Annotated in this window: 15 protein-coding genes; 10 read left to right on the top strand and 5 right to left on the bottom strand. The window is 35.2% G+C overall.

The window, feature by feature from the left end; genetic code table 11:
* On the bottom strand, positions 1-1,297 hold a 1,297-nt coding region (locus tag CWS31_RS17740; RefSeq protein ID WP_211355805.1), incomplete at its 3' end, for a hypothetical protein.
* 544 nt (positions 1,298-1,841) lie between these two features.
* Positions 1,842-4,214 carry a VCBS domain-containing protein gene (locus CWS31_RS06865; protein WP_148747734.1) on the bottom strand — a complete coding sequence of 791 codons (2,373 nt, stop codon included), beginning with the start codon at positions 4,212-4,214 and terminating at the stop codon, positions 1,842-1,844.
* Positions 4,215-5,062: 848 nt separating this feature from the next.
* Here CWS31_RS06865 and CWS31_RS06860 point away from each other — a divergent pair.
* The 7 genes from CWS31_RS06860 (at position 5,063) to CWS31_RS17560 (ending at position 13,079) form a co-directional block, all read left to right on the top strand.
* A complete protein-coding gene (locus CWS31_RS06860) occupies positions 5,063-5,722 on the top strand; it encodes an ANTAR domain-containing response regulator (protein ID WP_101344380.1) in 660 nt (219 codons plus the stop codon).
* Between the two features lie 534 nt (positions 5,723-6,256).
* Positions 6,257-7,642, top strand: coding sequence for a CmpA/NrtA family ABC transporter substrate-binding protein (locus CWS31_RS06855; protein WP_101344379.1), 1,386 nt, complete (start codon positions 6,257-6,259; stop codon positions 7,640-7,642).
* 196 nt (positions 7,643-7,838) lie between these two features.
* On the top strand, positions 7,839-8,744 hold the full coding sequence (locus CWS31_RS06850) for an ABC transporter permease (protein WP_246143407.1): 906 nt from the start codon (positions 7,839-7,841) through the stop codon (positions 8,742-8,744).
* A 76-nt stretch (positions 8,745-8,820) separates the two neighbouring features.
* Positions 8,821-9,633, top strand: coding sequence for an ABC transporter ATP-binding protein (locus CWS31_RS06845; protein WP_425457515.1), 813 nt, complete (start codon positions 8,821-8,823; stop codon positions 9,631-9,633).
* Positions 9,634-9,916: 283 nt separating this feature from the next.
* Entirely contained in the window at positions 9,917-11,215 is a 1,299-nt protein-coding gene (locus tag CWS31_RS06840; protein ID WP_101344376.1) for an alginate export family protein, read from the top strand.
* A 386-nt stretch (positions 11,216-11,601) separates the two neighbouring features.
* On the top strand, positions 11,602-12,534 hold the full coding sequence (locus tag CWS31_RS06835; RefSeq protein WP_101344375.1) for a universal stress protein: 933 nt from the start codon (positions 11,602-11,604) through the stop codon (positions 12,532-12,534).
* 377 nt (positions 12,535-12,911) lie between these two features.
* Complete coding sequence (locus tag CWS31_RS17560; protein ID WP_170252801.1) at positions 12,912-13,079, top strand: hypothetical protein; 168 nt, start codon at positions 12,912-12,914, stop codon at positions 13,077-13,079.
* A 250-nt stretch (positions 13,080-13,329) separates the two neighbouring features.
* Here the strand turns inward: CWS31_RS17560 and CWS31_RS17555 are convergent, their stop codons facing one another.
* The gene (locus CWS31_RS17555) at positions 13,330-13,506 is read right to left on the bottom strand and encodes a hypothetical protein (protein WP_170252799.1); all 177 of its coding nucleotides are present in this window, start codon (positions 13,504-13,506) and stop codon (positions 13,330-13,332) included.
* Between the two features lie 85 nt (positions 13,507-13,591).
* Complete coding sequence (locus CWS31_RS06830) at positions 13,592-14,134, bottom strand: M48 family metallopeptidase (protein ID WP_101344374.1); 543 nt, start codon at positions 14,132-14,134, stop codon at positions 13,592-13,594.
* Positions 14,135-14,321: 187 nt separating this feature from the next.
* Here CWS31_RS06830 and CWS31_RS06825 point away from each other — a divergent pair, with 187 nt between their 5' ends.
* The 3 genes from CWS31_RS06825 to CWS31_RS06815 all read left to right on the top strand — a co-directional run bounded on the left by CWS31_RS06825 (position 14,322) and on the right by CWS31_RS06815 (position 16,120).
* Positions 14,322-14,582, top strand: a complete 261-nt coding sequence (locus CWS31_RS06825; RefSeq protein ID WP_101344373.1) for a DUF2999 family protein — start codon at positions 14,322-14,324, stop codon at positions 14,580-14,582.
* Positions 14,582-14,950, top strand: a complete 369-nt coding sequence (locus tag CWS31_RS06820; RefSeq protein ID WP_101344372.1) for a HopJ type III effector protein — start codon at positions 14,582-14,584, stop codon at positions 14,948-14,950. Before CWS31_RS06825 ends, CWS31_RS06820 begins: the two co-directional genes overlap by 1 nt.
* A gap of 180 nt (positions 14,951-15,130) precedes the next feature.
* Positions 15,131-16,120 carry a zinc-binding dehydrogenase gene (locus tag CWS31_RS06815; protein ID WP_170252797.1) on the top strand — a complete coding sequence of 330 codons (990 nt, stop codon included), beginning with the start codon at positions 15,131-15,133 and terminating at the stop codon, positions 16,118-16,120.
* A gap of 36 nt (positions 16,121-16,156) precedes the next feature.
* On the opposite strand, the gene CWS31_RS06810 is transcribed toward CWS31_RS06815, so the two are convergent.
* Positions 16,157-17,134 carry a DUF808 domain-containing protein gene (locus CWS31_RS06810; RefSeq protein WP_101344370.1) on the bottom strand — a complete coding sequence of 326 codons (978 nt, stop codon included), beginning with the start codon at positions 17,132-17,134 and terminating at the stop codon, positions 16,157-16,159.
* Between the last annotated feature and the right edge of the window lie 193 nt (positions 17,135-17,327).

The following is a 17,327-nucleotide window of genomic DNA, read 5'->3' as shown; positions in this document are numbered from 1 at the left end:
CAGTATCACCACCGCCAGTATCACCACCGCCAGTATCACCACCGCCAGTATCACCACCGCCAGTATCACCACCGCCAGTATCACCACCGCCAGTATCACCACCGCCAGTATCACCACCGCCAGTATCACCGCCGCCAGTATCACCGCCGCCAGTATCACCACCGCCAGTATCACCGCCGCCAGTATCACCGCCGCCAGTATCACCACCGCCAGTATCACCGCCGCCAGTATCACCGCCGCCAGTATCACCACCGCCAGTATCACCGCCGCCAGTATCACCGCCGCCAGTATCACCACCGCCAGTATCACCGCCGCCAGTATCACCGCCGCCAGTATCACCACCGCCAACTACTGTACCTTCTAATTCGTCTTTAGCAGATTGACTCGCTGAGTCTATTTGTTCTTGAGTTACTGTTTCGGTCGATTTGATCAGATTACTATAAGCATTTGCAATAGTTTCTGAAATGCTACTTAGGTCCGTAGCTAGGTTATCGACATTGCCTTCAGCGATTGATTCGCTATTTTCTTCAACAAAGGCTTTAACTGCTGTTATTATATCTGCGGTCATAGATTCAATAACGCTGCGGTTAGTGTTTCCTGCCTCTTGAGCTTCTTTTACTGCTTTATTAATCTTCTCAGTTACTACACTCGCAACAAGTAGGTCTTCAGAGCTAATTTGTCCTGTAACTGTTTTAGGAAGTACACTATTACTCACTAATAAACTAGCCACTTCTGCTAGCGCCTGATTATCAGTTGCTAGATAATCAGCAGTAATTTGTTCTATTGTAAGTCCTAATGATGTAGCAACTTTTAGTTTTGCTGCTTCTATGTCTTGTGCTGTAACACTACCTGTAGCATTTGCGGCAGCAGTCATGGAAATAAGTGTTGTAAGTGGTGTTGCAATATTTTCACCGGGTAATGAAACTAACTGAAAAGCTGTTTCAAATGGAACTCCATCAGGATTCTCTTCTGTTATTGTATCTTCATCGACAGCACCTGCTGGAATATCTACAACAATTACCGCATTTGCAGGGTCTATATTTAAGTCAGTGGTAACAATAATACCTCGACCACCTTCGCTGGTAATAACAGACGGCTCCCCATCGTCTTTTAAACCGTTTAGATTGATATCAACAAATGCGGTAGCTCCACGAATATAACCATCAATAACGGTAACGTCGATTGAGCTTGCTGTATCTTTAGGTGTGTTGTCTTTGGGAGCTGGTGTTGATGTTGTGCCATCACCACATGCACTGAGCGATAATGCTAGTGCAATAGTAATTAGATTCTTATTCATTATTATAATCCTAATCGTTGTAATTTATTATTATATTTGTATTACCAATTTTGGGGTTGGTAATCTGGCGTTGATTACGTGTTTCATATCGAACACTTTTTAACACCTTACCTTTTATAGAACAACTTGAGTGGTATTACAACAACTTTGAAAATATCTATTGATTTTGTAATTAATTGGTAACATATGTTTACGATATTGGTTTACCATTGTTTGTTGGGGTTCTGATTTGATATTTGTGTTCATAATTAGAAAGAGTCTAAAGTGTCGACTAAGTTAAATGTTATAAAGAGTTAACCGCAATGCAGGGAGTAGATTTATTATTCTGCTATTTTTGACAATAGAGTACTTTTTAGTGATGTACTCTGATCATAGACAAACACAACGTGATACTAAGAGGTATTACAATCAGCTACTTACCTTTATCATTTAATTGGTTATGAGTTAAGGTGATTGTAAATAAGCGGATTTAGAGTTTATAGATATAAAAAAAGGAACCCTAAGGTTCCTTTTTAGATTTTACTAAATAAATAATATTTTTAGTTTAATCGACATCCACAGGTCTAGTCGCAGCAACTACTTCATTACTGTTACTATTGTATGTATCAGCCGCACTAGTGTCTTCTACGTCATTAGTATCATCATCAGCTGCATTGCCAAATGGATCTAGAGACTGACCTGCTGTATAAGTTTCAAAATTATCAGTAAATACTTCTGAAGTTCCAGCTGCATCATCATAAATTTTAATGTCATCAATGAAGAAATTAGCTGTTTCAGTATTACTGGTATCACCTAACTTAAATACAAAGTTTTCGATAGGGTAAGTACCCGCCGTATTTGTCGGAGCATATGTTTCAACTGGATTATCACCTATTTTTACAGTGATTTCAGTCGTTGTCCATGATAACTCTACAGGTATCCATACATCTGCACTATAATCAACAGCAGTCATTACACTATCACGACTTTTTATATTAGACGAACCTATATTCAAGTCAACAACAGCATTACCTGTTGATGTACTCTCACCGTATATACCTATATAAGCTGATTTATTTTTACCCGCTTCAATCAATATTGATGCTGTTAATTTACCTTCTGATAATGCGGTTCCGTGTTTATATCTTAATTCACCTGCATCAAATGTTTGAGTATCTGATATTTTTGCAGCTTGTAAGTTTTCAGATACTGAATCACCACCACCATCAGAGCCACCCTCGATAGTTGGGTCGTCAATGACTACCACTTCATTACTGTTACTATTGTATGTATCAGCTGCACTAGTGTCTTCTACATCATTAGTATCATCATCAGCTGTATTGCCAAATGGATCTAGAGACTGCCCTGATGTATAAGTTTCAAAATTATCAGAAAATACTTCTGAGGTACCAGCTGCATCATCATAAATTTTAATGTCATCAACTAAGAAATTAGCTGTTTCAGTATTACTGGTATCACCTAATTTAAATACAAAGTTTTCGATAGGGTAAGTACCCGCCGTATTTGTCGGAGCATATGTTTCAACTGGATTATCACCTATTTTTACAGTGATTTCAGTCGTTGTCCATGATAACTCTACAGGTATCCATACATCTGCACTATAATCAACAGCAGTCATTACACTATCACGACTTTTTATATTAGACGAACCTATATTCAAGTCAACAACAGCATTACCTGTTGATGTACTCTCACCGTATATACCTATATAAGCTGATTTATTTTTACCCGCTTCAATCAATATTGATGCTGTTAATTTACCTTCTGATAATGCGGTTCCGTGTTTATATCTTAATTCACCTGCATCAAATGTTTGAGTATCTGAGATTTGTAATACTTTATTTCCACCAGTATCACCACCACCAGTATCGCCACCGCCAGTATCGCCACCGCCAGTATCGCCACCGCCAGTATCGCCACCACCAGTATCGCCACCACCAGTATCGCCACCACCAGTATCGCCACCACCAGTATTATCCGCAACTTCTGCACCAGTAATAGTAATGGTAAGTGTAGTTTCTTCACCGTCTGTAGATTCAACAGTTAAAGTATCTGTACGTGTTTCACCTTCTGGTATATCTGTAACAGCTGAAATGTCAGCTAAAGTATATATCCAGATACCCGCTGCATCGATGCTGAATGTACCAAAACCACCTGTACCTGTAGCATCAGTTTGAGCTACAAAAGTATCGCCATCAAGATCTGATATAAGTAGTGAGCCGCCAATTGATTCATCATCACTGTCTATTGCGCCAGTGTCAGAGCCAAAAAACGTTGCAGCTATGTTTGTTGCAATACTTACTTCTTCGCTTGTACAACCTTTAACGATTGCTTCATCTAAACTATTCCAGCCGCTAAGAGCGCTGTTTCCGTAACCTGTAACTCGTATATATTGGGCTACAGATTCTTCTAATTCAATAAGTTCAAACTTACCATTTTCATTACCATCTTCACTCGTTGTTTCAGCTAATACTTCAGTCCAAGTATTATTATCAAGAGAGGTTGAAACAGAGTATGAAGTAGTACGTTCGTCAGACTTATTCCATGATAAAAGTAATTCACTAACTAATGAAACTTCAGTTAACTTAATAGTAAGAGATTCACCGTTGCGGCTTTCGCTACCCGCTAAAAAGTTACCATCTTCATCTGCAACAGCCGTTTCCAGAGGAAGAGACTCTGCAGACCAACGAGTTGCTATATCACCATCAATAGCGTTGCTTGAGTTGTTAGCGTCTTGCTGTGCAGTTGCTATAGCACCAGAGAATACTAATTCCGACTTAACCGGACATAATACAACAGTACCGTGGTCCTCAATTATTTGTGCAGCTTTGTCTTGAATGCTTGTTTTATCTGTGTCGCTATCACATGCAGTTAAGCTTAATGCTATAGCAATCGAAATTAGGCTTTTGTTTATCATTTTAATATTCCTAGTCTTGTAATAATCGTTATGTTTTAACTATATGTCTTTATTGTGGAGGGATTCAATTGATCCCTACCTGTTTTTTGTCTCTATTTTGTAACACGCAACTTAGTTTATTTTAATGTTTATTTTAATATTTAGTAGAGTGTAAATTGCGATTGGTATTACCGTTTTAGTTTTTTTGGTAACATCAATAGGTACAGTTATAACAGAAGTAATTTAATTTATAAACCCATTTCTTAGGTGTTTTACATAAGCATTACAAATTTTTAGTGGCTTGATAGTACTGTAAGAGGTAGTACAAATGTCTTATTTTATTTATATTACATAACCTTACTTACCTGTTTTTTGTTATTGGTAATATAGCCTGTTTTTTAGAGCGAACTTTATTACATCTATATGTAAAAGAGTATGTGACTTCTAATTTCATTAAAAAAGTTAAAGCGTAATAACTTCCTTATACAACCAATGCTTTTAAATTTATTTTTATAAGTTTGCAAAAGGGGTCAAGTATTTCCTGTTTTATATCTCTTTTTTTAAATGTTTGTAACGTATAAAAAACTATCTTTTATCTACATGATTAATAGTGCTGTGCAGATCGTGGTATATGCGTGCGCTTGAATTTGAATACGTTCTATTAAGGTGCAACAAGTATTAACTTATTTTGGTTAATAACCACTTTTTGTTTTTGTTATTTTGTGAGTTGTTTCTTAAGGTTCTGAAATAAAAGGTAAAAAATTAAATGTTTTGATTCGGTAATATGGTTTTTTGTTTTTGGCGTAAATTTTGTATTACCTATGCCAACAAGTTGATTTTCAATATATAACACTTAGGTTGAAACCATAATGAGCCTTAATATTACTGCAGTAAAACAAACCATTGAAACAGCCAATAAACATATTACTGTGCTGTTAATTGAAGAACGACCACGCTCTAGCTCTATGCTGAAAAAGGCATTGCTAGACTTTGGCTACCAGGTGACTAAACATGCTTCTTTTGACGATAACATTATTGAGCAAATTGATTTATATAATCCGAGTGTACTTGTATTAGCAACTGATTTACCGAGTGCTGCTATGTTGAAAGAGTTAGCGGAGATAAGTCAATTACAGCCTTTACCTATTGTTATTTTTGCTGAATATGATTCGCCTAATGTTATTCAAAATGCAATCAAGTCGGGTGTTAGTGCTTATGTTGTGAATGAAATATTGCCGCAACGGTTGCAGAGTATTATTTCTGTTGCAAATGAGCGCTTTAAAGCCGTCCAGTCTTTACGGAATGAGCTTAAGGAAGCTAAAACTCAACTTGAAAGTAGGAAGTATATTGAGCGAGCTAAAGGGCTGATTATGGAACAAAAACGAATTAGTGAAAATGATGCGTATAAAAAATTGCGAAAAATGGCGATGGATCAAGGCTGCTCTTTGGCTATGGTCGCAAAAAATATCATCGATGTATGCCAGTTATTAAAACCCACTAATACTAATAAATTAGAGCAAGTTATATAGCGTATTAATCTTATTGATTGTGTTGTGCACTTGTGGTGCATTTCATTATTACTGTGCAATAGGCTTCTTTCGTTTTAAGTTTATATTCATTTAAAGTCATTAAAAACAATGAATTAAAAGTTGGCATTAAGTTTGCCTTACCCTTTATGTGTAATAAATAAGTTATTTTAAGGTTGTCTTTCTGTGTGCTATTTGTTATTCGGCGTACAGATTTAATAACATAATATTAACTATTACGGTTATTTAAAACGAAACAGTACAAAAACAATATTTTATCAACGGCGATAAATATATTGATCAAACCCTGGCAGCAAAGAAGCTGCAGGATATTTAAAAGGCTTAAGTCTTTTACATTAATTGAGCAACGGCGCTCACTAATTTTCAACTTTCTTTACAGATAAGAAGGATGAGGGTTGGTGGGCGTTTTTTTTGATTAACGTTTAACAAACGTTAAACCATTTTAATAATTATAAATATTTTAAAACAACAAATATAAAACAACATAAACATTATAAAACAAACAAGGAATTCATTATGAATTGGAAAAAACCACTAACATCTACTTTAAAAAGCTTATCACTAAGTGTCGCTCTTAGTTGTGCAGGTACTTACATCGCACACGCTGAAACGTTGGGTGAGCCAGAAAAAGAAGAGTTAAAGTTTGGTTTTATTAAGTTAACCGATATGGCGCCGATTGCCATTGCTTATGAAAACGGTTATTTCGAAGATGAAGGTTTATATGTAACGATTGAAGCACAAGCTAACTGGAAAGTATTATTAAACGGCGTTATTGATGGAACGCTTGATGGCGCACATATGCTAGCAGGGCAACCACTTGCAGCAACTATGGGGTACGGTACTAAAGCGCATATTATTACCCCATTCTCAATGGATCTTAATGGTAATGCTATTACTGTTTCTAATGATGTTTGGGCAAAAATGAAACCAAACATCCCTAAAATGGCTGACGGTAGACCCGTACACCCTATTAAAGCTGATTCATTAAAGCCTGTTATAAAATCATTCGCTGATGAAGGCAAGCCTTTTAAAATGGGTATGGTGTTTCCTGTTTCAACACATAATTATGAATTACGTTATTGGTTAGCTGCTGGTGGTATTCACCCCGGTTTTTATGCGCCGCACAAAGGTGATAATTCAGGACAAATTGACGCACAAGCGTTACTTTCTGTAACACCTCCACCGCAAATGCCTTCTACTATGGAAGCTGGTACCATCAATGGATATTGTGTAGGTGAACCATGGAACCAACAAGCTGTATTTAAAGGTATTGGTGTACCCGTTGTTACCGATTATGAAATATGGAAAAACAACCCTGAAAAAGTGTTTGGCATTAGTGCTGAATTTGCAGAAAAATATCCTAACACGACTATTCGATTAACCCGCGCTTTAATTCGTGCTGCTAAATGGTTAGATGAAAAGAGCAATGCAAATCGTCCTGCGGCAGTAAAAATATTATCGCAATCAAATTATGTAGGTGCCGATTACGATGTTATTGCTAACTCAATGACAGGTACTTTTGAATATGAAAAAGGTGATAAACGTGCAGTACCTGATTTCAATGTGTTCTTTAGATACAACGCAACCTATCCATACTACTCTGATGCTATCTGGTATTTAACGCAAATGCGTCGTTGGGGGCAAATCTCAGATGCAAAAAGTGATCAATGGTACAAAGATTTAGCCGCTAGTGTATATCGCCCTGATATCTATCAAAAAGCAGCGGAATCATTAATTGCTGATAAGTTAATTGCTGCTAACGAATTCCCTGATTTTAAAACAGAAACAGGATTTAAAGCGCCTCAACAACACTTTATCGACGATATCGTTTATGACGGAAATATGCCTAATGCTTACTTAGAAAAGTTTTCTTTAGGCCTTAAAAAAGATGACAAACTTTAACCCCTTAATGCCTAAAGTAAATTTAGTGAAAAAGTAGAAAACACCAATCCGTATAAGGTTGTTATGGATTATACGGATTGGTATCACAGATACGGAGCAGAACATGAGTTTAGCAACAGCAAGTTTGCGCAGATTAACTAACACAGAGCAGGGGAATAACATTTTTAAAAATACGTTAAGTAAAGTCACTAGTGCGATGTTACTACCCATTATTGGCATTTCAATTTTTTTATTTTTTTGGTCGCTAGCCGCATCAAGCATTGATACCTCTTTAGGTACTTTTCCTGGTCCTAAAGCTGTTGTAACACAATTTTCAGCGCTATATAGCGAACATGTTGCAGAGCGAGAAAAAGCAGATGCTTTTTATGATAGGCAAGTAAAACGTAATGAAGCCAAATTGGCTAAAAACCCTGATTATGACGCAAAGATTAGAGCCTATACAGGTAAAGAAACTTTCTTTGATCAAATTATTACTAGTTTAATTACGGTAACTTGTGGCTTTTTATTAGCGGCGGTTATTGCTATTCCTTTAGGTATTTGGATGGGGTTAAGTAAACGATTAAATTCGGCATTAAATCCTATGATCCAAATATTTAAACCCGTGTCACCTTTAGCTTGGTTACCATTAGTTACCATGGTTGTTAGTGCACTTTATATTTCTGACGACCCATTAGTTTCAAAATCGTTTTTAACGTCATTAATTACGGTAAGTTTATGTAGTTTGTGGCCAATGGTTATTAATACTGCAATTGGTGTTTCTTCAATAGATAGTGACTTGCTCAATGTAAGTAAAGTACTACGTTTACCTACTTTTACTCATATTAAAAAAATTGTATTACCCGCTTCAATTCCTATGATTTTTACTGGTATGCGTTTGTCGTTTGGTGTTGCTTGGATGGTACTTATCGCCGCTGAAATGCTCGCACAAAACCCTGGATTAGGTAAGTTTGTTTGGGATGAATTTCAAAATGGTAGTTCAGACTCGTTAGCTCGAATTATGTCAGCGGTTATCGTGATTGGTTTCATCGGTTTTTTATTAGACCAAATTATGTTGCAACTACAACGCAAAGTCTCTTGGGACAAATCAAGCGCAAATGTTTAAGGAACCAATTATGAATTCTTCAATTATTGAAAACAGTACACCAGAGCAATCATTTTTAAATATTAGCAAAATAGATATGGTTTTTCCTACGCCAACAGGTGGGTTTACTGCGCTAAAAGACGTAGATCTACAAATTGAAAAAGGTGAGTTTATCTCACTTATTGGTCACTCAGGTTGTGGTAAATCAACGGTTCTAAATATTGTTGCGGGTCTATATCAAGCAACTAAAGGCGGTATTTTATTACAAAACAAAGAGGTTAATGAACCAGGGCCAGAGCGTGCAGTAGTGTTTCAAAATCATTCATTATTACCTTGGTTAACCTCTTATCAAAATGTTGAGTTGGCGGTTAAGCAAGTTTTTAATAAAACTATGTCAAAAGGGGAAATGAAAGAGTGGATTGAATACAACTTAAAGCTTGTTCACATGGATCATGCTATGCATAAACGTCCTGATGAAATATCTGGCGGTATGAAGCAAAGAGTGGGTATTGCACGTGCTTTAGCTATGCAACCTGAAGTTTTATTAATGGATGAGCCATTTGGTGCACTTGATGCATTAACCCGAGCGCATATGCAAGACTCGTTAATGGAAATTCAAAATGAGTTGAATAATACCGTGATTATGATCACTCATGATGTAGATGAAGCTGTTTTATTGTCTGATCGAATTGTCATGATGACGAATGGCCCAGAGGCGACTATTGGTGAAATTCTTGATGTGAAATTAGAGCGTCCTCGTAGCCGATTATCGTTGGCGAAAGATGTGGAATATAACCGTCTTCGCTCTGAAGTGTTAACTTTTCTTTATGAGAAACAAAGAAAAGTTGAAAACATTAAAAGCACTATAACAGCACCGGCTTCAACACCTAAAAAGCGTGCTAACGCATAACTAACTAAAGGGAGGCGAATTTACAGGTTTTGAGAAACATTGTTGATACATTTTAAAATGAGAATTTAATGATAAAACAGTGATTTGAAACAACCTTTATTGCAAAAAATAGATTTAAAATTATCAAAACATAAAATACTAAAAATAAAATTTATTAAAAACTTAAAAACTTAAAAACTTAAAAACTTAAAAACTTAAAAACTTAAAAACTTAAAAACTTAAAAACTTAAAAACTTAAAAACTTAAACAACTTAAAACATAAATATAAAGGGAACATAACTCCATGACATTAAACAAAATAGCATTATGTCTAGCAATCGCTTTTACTGGTACAAATTCAACGATGGCTTTTGCTGAAGATGTTCAGGCAGCTACTGTGGTAATGGCTGAAGAAACTTCGTCTGACACGGTTATTATTGCTGAAGAAGTTCAGTTAGTTAAAACAAATAATACCATCGCTGAAGCCGTTTTAGCGGGTAAAGCTTCTATTGATTTAAACTTGCGTTATGAAGGTGTAGAACAAGAAAATGATTTGAAAAATGCGAATGCATTAACACTACGTACTCGTTTAAGTTATCAAACTGGCGTTATTGCAGGTTTTTCAAGTTTTGTCGAATTTGAAGACTCTCGTGTTGTTTTTGGCGTAGATGAATACAATAACACTTTAGGTAAGAATACTGATTATTCAACGGTAGCCGATCCTGAAACCACAGAATTTGATCAGTTTTTACTGCAATATAAATACAAAGATATCACCATTAAAACAGGTCGTATGGTTATGGTGTTTGATGATCAACGTTTTGTTGGTCATGTTGGCTGGCGTCAAGATAGACAAACGTTTGATGGTAGTACGTTTGAATACCAACCTATTGATGCATTAACATTAAACTACAACCATATTAATAAACGTAACCGTATTTTTGCTGAAGCACGAGATATTGAATCAGATGATAACCTTTTCCATGTAGCGTATAAAACATCAGTAGGTACAATTAAAGCTTATGCTTATTTACTCGAGGTTGATAATGATACTGAAAACGGTTTAGACACCTACGGTATTCGTTTTAGCGGTGGTACTACTGCGGGTGATCAAAAAATCACATATCAATTAGAATACGCGCAACAAGAGTCAAATAACTTAGGAGTTAAATATGATGCAGATTATATTTTAGCTGAAGTAGGAACTTCGTTCTCGGCCGTTGGTGTTAAGTTAGGTTTTGAACAACTTGGCTCAGATGGCGGAAATTATGGTTTCTCTACTCCATTAGCGACGTTACATAAATTTAACGGTTGGTCTGATCAATTCTTAAATACCCCTAATCAAGGTATCCAAGATTTATACGCAGGGATTAATGGTAAACTTTTCGAAGGTAAATGGGCGCTTATCTATCATAACTTCGGTGTTGATGTTGAATCAAATGGCGTTGACGACTTAGGCTCTGAAATTGATGCTGTATACACTAAGAATTTTGCTAAAAATTATACTGCGGGTATCAAGTTAGCAGCATACTCTGCTGGTGATCTTGCTTCAGGAAAAGTAGATACTAATAAAGTATGGATTTGGTTAAACGCTAAATTCTAAAAATACTGTTTTTTTCTTTATCGAGCCTGTAAGTTTAGATGATTAGCCGTTAAATTAATACTGAACAAGTTAACGACTATTCAACCGAGCAAATTAAAGAAAAGATTAATAGAAAGACTGATATGTAATGTATCAGTCTTTTTTTATGCACTAAAATAAGATATGTTTTCTGTAATCTACTGTTTAGTTTTGCTAAATAAAAATAAAAATAATTAAAAATGAATAGTAATTGTATTTATTAGGGTTAAATTTGATCCATTTGGTGATTTTTTAAGGTATGGTGAAACAAAAAAAGATTTGTTTAAGTTAATAGTGTTTTTATAGGAGTAATCATACTATTAGCTCGATGCATTCTAATACTAAGTGTTGATTCTTGGGAGAGAATTATGAAGTCAATTGAAAGTATTTTGGTGGTGATGGACTCGAATAGTGAGCACCACGCTGCCTTAGTGCAAGGGATTAAAATAGCAAAAAAAACCTCAGCAAGATTAGATCTATTTCTAGTTGTGTATAACCGTCAATTTGTAAGTCATTGGAATTTTAACCAAAGTCAATTAGATAGCTTAAAGAAAGAGTATTTAGTTTCGAAAGTTAATTGGTTAAAAGCTTTTGTTCCCGACATTGAAGCAATGGGGATTAATGTAACTATTGATGTTGTTTGGCATTCGGATATAAGTACTGCCATTTTAGCTGAAGTAGCAAGTAATGATACATCCATGGTTATTAAGTCAACCAAGAAAGATTCACTCATTAATAAAGTTTTTTTCACTCCAAACGATTGGCAGTTATTAGAGCATTGTTCGGTACCTTTATTACTCACTAAAAATATTAGTGATTATTCATATCAAAAAATCGTAGCTATGGTTAATCCTGACATAAATAATGAACCAAGCGATAGTTTAGATACTGATATTATTGACGCCGCATTAGCAATGGCTGATTTTTATGACGGCAAAGCTAATGTAGGGCATTGTTATGAGCCAATAGATAAAGAATTATGGCAAGGGCTTAGTTCTGTTAGTGTAGAGCAGGGCTTAGCAGTCGGCAATTTTAATGAATACAGTAAAGCAACAAAATTGCACCATAAAAAAGTTTTTGAAAAACTGCTAAGTCAATATAACTTTGAAACCGACAACATTCATTTAATACCTGGAAATCCAGAAGATGAAATACCTGTATTTTCCAAAGAAGCTAAGGTAGATTTATTTGTGATGGGTATGAATGACAACGGTAAGTTTATTGGTAATACTATTGAAGAAGTACTAGGTCATATTGATTGTGATGTGTTATCTATTAGATGTCGCGATAGAGAAGTTTAATGAATGTTAATACTTTAACAAATGTTTTAACTAATGCTAGATAGGCAATAGTTAAATACTTGAACTGGTTTTACGGGGATATTTAAAATATTTGAGCTGTTATTTAAAATAAATGTTTACTTTTTGAACTAAGCCCAGTATATTGCTGACACCAATTAGCCATCCTCATCTAATTGGTGTTAATCCCCAGTAATTTTTTCGTGTTTTGTCTTTCCCTTTCACAGTCAGTCATCACCTAATAAAAGCTATTAAGTTAAAGCTTTTTGCTGCATAAGTTCCCGAGTCATTTTCGGTTAGTTCTTTATAATATTTTCAATGATATATGTGCAGTCCGAGCTTTTGAATATTGCGTTTTACGCAGTTAAAGGAGTTATATTATGTCTTATACTTATCAAGGTAAGATTTACGCTATTGCAGCACCAGTAAAGTCAATTTCAATCAACAAGTTAAATGTTGTAGTTAAAGACCAATCGGGCTCACAATTGTTTAAATTTAATCAAGTAAATGAGTCTAAAGATTTTCTAGCTATGTTATACCAAGCTTAAAGAGCACTTGTAACAAGTAGAAAACTTAACGGTACTTACCGTAACGGTTAAACTAAAAAACCAGAATTTCTTACCTACATTAGGATAAGAAACTCTGGTTTTTTTGTTATTGGCGTTTTAAAAAAGTATCTTGTTATTGGAATTTTAAAAAGCCAACGCTACTTTTGCTAACATCACCAATTTATTAACATCACCAATTTATTAACATCACCAAGATAATTGCTTGGCGATTAATCAACACTAGATCAGGTTAATCAATTTTGTTAATGCTTACTTCAATAGTTTTACTATTACCCGCAAACCATTTTTGCACGTAAATAGAGCCTACAATAGGTGGCATGCCTTCTTTAGGGATTTCTTTATAACGAACACTATTTTTGTTCTCTTTTTCTAGTTCAAACTTAATTTTAGTTGTGGTATCAGACATCTTATTGATTTGTGTTTGGGGTTATAGCGGCTAATTTATATAAAATAACACTTACACACAAGTAGAGCTTTTGTGTATCCGTAAACTAGGCGTTATATATGTCACCAATCAGTTCAAGTTGAGTAAGATAAATACGTAAATCAAGTTCCAGTTGGTGATAATCAGGCAACATGCTTTGGCAAAGCTTGTAAAAGGCTTTGTTGTGCTCTTTTTCTTTTAAATGCGCTAATTCGTGCACTACTATCATGGCTAAAAAAGCTTCAGGGGCTTTTTTAAATTGGCTGCCAATACGTATTTCATGTTTACTCTTTAACTTATTACCTTGCACACGAGACACATAAGTATGTAAACCTAATGCGTTATTTATAATATGAATTTTATCGTCATACTTTATTTGACTTAATGGATCAGATTTTTTCAAATATTTATTTTTTAATAACATGACATAAGTTCTAAGGGCTTTGTCATTGTTAACGTCATGGGTAGTTGGGTACTTATTCAATAAGTATTTATCGAGAGTTTTATTATCAATCATTTGCTGAACTTGGCTTTTTATTTGTTCAGAATAAGCGGACAAGTATTTTAATTTTTGATTGCTTTGATCGGGCTTTTTAAAAGTAGAGGGCATAAGTACTTTTTTGGCTAAGTTAATGTTGTGATGAGCACAGACAAATGGAACAGGGAAGTGCGCATCTGCGCATCAATATAACTTCATTATACTTTTTCTGGTATAATTTGGTATTATAATCAGCGTTACTAGGAGCGATTGCCCCTAATACTAACTTTTTGTTTAAATAAATTAAATTGGAAAATTAATGAACCCTATTCTACAAATTTTAAAAGAATTAAATATCAGTGACGAAAAAATCAATGAGCTTTTCCAAGCATTAACTGAAAACCCTATGATGGCAATGGCATTTATCAGTCAGTTAAATATTCCAGCAGACAAGTTACAAGAGATTATGAGTATTGTTATGGCAGATCATGGCCTTATTGAAGAAGCAGTTAACGAATTAGGTTTAGACTATTCTAAAGTTGAAGAAGCTAAAGCAAAATTAACGTCGGGTAATGCGTAATGAGTTCGGTAACATCTACAACTAGCTTAACAGATTTTATCAATCTACTTGATTCAGATCCTGAGAGTGTTAGCTTTGAACAAGTTATGCAAGTGATTGTTGAGAATTATAAATACACCCCTGCAACTTTTACTAACGGTGATGCTGTTAATGAAGCAGGTACTAATGAAGGCTCTTGTAAAATATTTTATTTTGCTAAATTGAATGAATTAACCGAGCAGCAAACCTTAGCGTGTTTTGCTCAATATTATCGTGAAGATGTGCTTAACCACCCAGAAGGTAATGATCACGGTAATATCCGTAACTTCATGCAAACGGGTTGGGACAAAGTTGAGTTTAACTCTGTTGCGTTAACGCCACTATCGTAGGTAAGTTACTTCAATTATGTCAACTTAAGTATTACGTCAACTTAAGTGCATGAGTTTAAGGAATTAGTTTAAGTGCATTAATTTATGCACTTAAATATTCTCCTATATCGAGAAATAATTAAAAGCTTTTAGCCTCTCCTCACTTTAAAAATAACCGGCCACAAATATGGTGATACTTCTTTGAAATATATTCAAGTTGATAATCAACAAGCACTAATTTTTAGTCAAACAGACATACCTGAAATAGCGTCCGATGAATGCTTAATTAAAGTTAAAGCTATAGGAGTTAACCGTGCAGATTTATTACAACGTGCCGGTAAATATCCAGCGCCAGTAGGTGAGTCGACAATTCTTGGTTTAGAAGTTTCAGGTGAAATTAGTCAATGTGGTAAAGACGTTAGCAAAAATCATTTGGGTAAAAATTGGCAGCTTGGCGATAAAGTTTTTGGTTTAGTGGCTGGTGGTGGCTATGCTGAATATGTAAAAGTAAAAGCCGCTCAACTTTTTAGTTTACCTGCTAATTTTACCTTTGAGCAGGGCGCGGCCTGCGCCGAAGTATTTCTTACGGCTTATCAAAGTTTATTCAGCATTGCCAAATTAAAAAATAACAGTAATGTACTCATTCATGCTGGCGCAAGTGGTGTTGGCTGTGCGGCTATTCAACTTGCTAAAGCTAAAAATTGTCAAGTAACTGTGACTGTTGGTTCAGCGTTAAAAGCACAAACCTGTATAGAGTTAGGCGCAGAATCAGCGATTAATTACCATGAGACAGATTTTGTTAGTTGGTCTAAGGAAAATGTTGCCGAAGGTTTTGATGTTATTATTGATGTGATAAGTGGTGATTATGTCGCTAAAAATATCAATGTTGCTGCTCTTGATGGGCATGTTGTGATGTTAGCTATTTTAGGAGGCAGGTTTTGCGATAAACTTGATGTGGCTAAAATGCTAGCGAAACGTTTAACGTTATCCGCATCAACACTTCGTAATCGAAGCGATAGTTATAAAGCTGAACTCGTTGCCAGTTTTATTGCTTATTTTTATCAATATCTTGTTGAAGGTAAAATCAAACCTATTATTGATTCGATTTACCCTTGGCGAGATGTTGAGCAAGCGCACACTAAAATGGCAAACAATGAAAACATTGGTAAGCTCGTTTTAGTTGTGAGTTAAAAGTATTGAGTTAATAGTGATAGTTAAGCCGTAACTTTATTTAGGCGAATTTTTACTATTACCCTTAGTTGAATTGTTTGCGAGTACTTTAGTTACTCCCAAAGAAATAAAGACTAAAAGTGCACCTAAAATAAATCCAATAACAAGATCAATAAACATTGGTGTAATAGCAAGCCAAAAGCTGTTAAAAAATGGAATATTACCAGCCATTTGTGTTGCTGATTCAATCACATGGTGTAAAGAAGGTACGCCATGGGTAATTAAAGAGCCACCAACAAGCCACATAGCAATTGTGCCTGCAATAGCCAAAAACTTCATTAGCTTAGGTGCAAAAGCTATCATCGCATAACCTAAGGCTCGCTTTGCTTTTCCTAATATATTGACTGATTTATCTTTAATGAGTAAAAGACCGCCATCATCAATTTTTACAATACCGGCAACTAAACCATAAACACCTACTGTCATTAAAATTGCGATAAACACCAATACAGATATTTGAGTTGTTATAGGTTGCTCTGAAACCGTACCTAAAGCAATAATGATTATTTCTGCAGAGAGAATAAAGTCAGTGCGGATTGCACCTTTAATTTTATCTTTTTCATAAACGGCAATATCTACATTTTCATCTTGCAGTGCTTCAACATGTTTTTCATGCTCTAGTTTTTTCTCAGCTTTATGGGCAAAGGCATGCCAAACTTTTTCAAAACCTTCGTAACATAAATAAGCACCCCCAATCATTAACAGTGGCATGATCATAATTGGCAGAAAGTAACTCAACAAAAGGGCTATAGGTACTAATATTGCTTTGTTAAGCATAGAGCCTTTAAAAACAGCCCAAACAACAGGGAGCTCTCTATCTGCTTTTAAACTACCTGATAACTGCTCGGCGTTTACGGCTAAATCATCACCTAATACGCCAGCGGTTTTTTTAGCGGCAACTTTTGATAAAACAGCAATATCATCAAGTAACATTGCAATATCATCTAATAACGTAAGTAAGCTTGCACCAGCCATGAAAATCCTTTTTATTTTTGAGGTAACATTAAGTAAGTTTTAAACAGTTTTAATTTACAGGGATCTTAATCCGTTAACTAGAAAAATATAATAACATGTGATTTTCTTTAAATCCTTGTTTCAATTGTTCGTGTAAGTTGATACTTTTAGCACATCGTTTTATGTATACCAATTGAAACATGAAGTGCTCGCT

This window comes from Colwellia echini (assembly GCF_002843355.2).
Lineage (GTDB): Bacteria > Pseudomonadota > Gammaproteobacteria > Enterobacterales > Alteromonadaceae > Colwellia > Colwellia echini.
The sequence above is the reverse complement of the archived record's forward strand: the minus strand, read 5'-3'. Positions and strand labels throughout refer to the sequence as shown.

Bases quoted from the DNA above. Each gene is read 5' to 3' on its own strand.
- CWS31_RS06830 (WP_101344374.1), bottom strand. From the start codon at position 14,134: ATGCCCTCTACTTTTAAAAAGCCCGATCAAAGCAATCAAAAATTAAAA.
- CWS31_RS17560 (WP_170252801.1), top strand. From the start codon at position 12,912: ATGTCTTATACTTATCAAGGTAAGATTTACGCTATTGCAGCACCAGTA.
- CWS31_RS17555 (WP_170252799.1), bottom strand. From the start codon at position 13,506: ATGTCTGATACCACAACTAAAATTAAGTTTGAACTAGAAAAAGAGAAC.
- CWS31_RS06860 (WP_101344380.1), top strand. From the start codon at position 5,063: ATGAGCCTTAATATTACTGCAGTAAAACAAACCATTGAAACAGCCAAT.
- CWS31_RS06820 (WP_101344372.1), top strand. From the start codon at position 14,582: ATGAGTTCGGTAACATCTACAACTAGCTTAACAGATTTTATCAATCTA.
- CWS31_RS06825 (WP_101344373.1), top strand. From the start codon at position 14,322: ATGAACCCTATTCTACAAATTTTAAAAGAATTAAATATCAGTGACGAA.
- CWS31_RS06810 (WP_101344370.1), bottom strand. From the start codon at position 17,134: ATGGCTGGTGCAAGCTTACTTACGTTATTAGATGATATTGCAATGTTA.
- CWS31_RS06835 (WP_101344375.1), top strand. From the start codon at position 11,602: ATGAAGTCAATTGAAAGTATTTTGGTGGTGATGGACTCGAATAGTGAG.
- CWS31_RS06855 (WP_101344379.1), top strand. From the start codon at position 6,257: ATGAATTGGAAAAAACCACTAACATCTACTTTAAAAAGCTTATCACTA.
- CWS31_RS06865 (WP_148747734.1), bottom strand. From the start codon at position 4,214: ATGATAAACAAAAGCCTAATTTCGATTGCTATAGCATTAAGCTTAACT.
- CWS31_RS06845 (WP_425457515.1), top strand. From the start codon at position 8,821: ATGGTTTTTCCTACGCCAACAGGTGGGTTTACTGCGCTAAAAGACGTA.
- CWS31_RS06850 (WP_246143407.1), top strand. From the start codon at position 7,839: ATGTTACTACCCATTATTGGCATTTCAATTTTTTTATTTTTTTGGTCG.
- CWS31_RS06840 (WP_101344376.1), top strand. From the start codon at position 9,917: ATGACATTAAACAAAATAGCATTATGTCTAGCAATCGCTTTTACTGGT.